Genomic DNA, 1,142 nt, shown 5'->3' with positions numbered 1-1,142 from the left:
TTTGATACGACGGGCATGTCGTGCATCTGAGGTGTAAGTCCTCCGTGGGCACTCGCTACCGGTGAACCCAATAGCGATTCCCAAGCCTGATTATCGTGAGGTAGCGGGGAGAGGAAAGGATAGCGAAATCGTGGCTCTACAAACAGGAACGTGATAGTAAGGCGTATATAGCGGATAAGGGGGCCTGAAACTCTAAAGTCCAAAAAGGTAGTAACCTATATGCGTAAATTACGAGAGTAATTGAATTCGGACTAAGATTTATCTTTTTCACTGTAACCTTTTAACGTCCTCATATCTTGTATAAACGAGGAAAGATGTACGACTTATCCCGTGAGGTCTCATGAGCGCTGAAAGCGTAGTAACAACGAATCATGAGAAGTCAGCCGAGCCCATAGTAGTGAGGAAACTTCTGTAATGGAAGTGGAGCGAAGGGGTGAACAACTAATTGAAGTAATCCTACTTCACTTGTGCCTGTAAAACGAACGGTCTGATAGAACTGGACTCTGTCACGTACTGACTAGATGAAAGTTCACTAATATAAGATGTCCCTCAGGCACCAAAACAAGAAAGGAATACGCACATGTCAAAATTGCTAGATAAGATATTATCACGCGAAAATATGCTGGAAGCTTACAATTAAGTAAAATCCAATAAGGGCTCAGCTGGGATTGATGGAATTACTATCGAAGATATGGATAATTATCTCAGACAAAACTGGCGCCTGACTAAGGAACTGATAAAACAGAGAAAATATAAGCCTCAACCAGTTCTCAGAGTTGAGATTCCCAAACCAAACGGAGGTATCCGTCAACTAGGAATTCCAACAGTTATGGATAGAATGATTCAATAGGTCATTGTTCAAGTCATTAGCCCTATCTGTGAACCCCATTTCTCAGATACGAGCTATGGATTTAGACCAAATAGGTCGTGTGAAAAAGCTATCATGAAGCTCTTAGAGTACTTAAATGACGGCTATGAGTGGATAGTGGATATAGACCTAGAGAAATTTTTCGATGAGGAAATTTATCTCCTCTCTTATCCAATATCATGCTTAATGAATTGGACAAGGAATTAGAAAAGAGGGGACTTCGATTTGTGCGCTACGCAGATGATTGTGTGATTACGGTCGGAAGCGAGGCTGC

Annotated in this window: 1 pseudogene; it reads left to right on the top strand. The window is 41.8% G+C overall.

The window, feature by feature from the left end:
* Positions 1 to 580 precede the first annotated feature (580 nt).
* Positions 581 to 1,142: pseudogene (locus GEZ85_RS10100) on the top strand (reverse transcriptase domain-containing protein); the annotation flags it as partial.

The organism is Streptococcus mitis (assembly GCF_009496205.1).
Lineage (GTDB): Bacteria > Bacillota > Bacilli > Lactobacillales > Streptococcaceae > Streptococcus > Streptococcus mitis_BN.
Note: the sequence above shows the minus strand (reverse complement) of the source record. Positions and strands in the feature narration are given on the sequence as shown.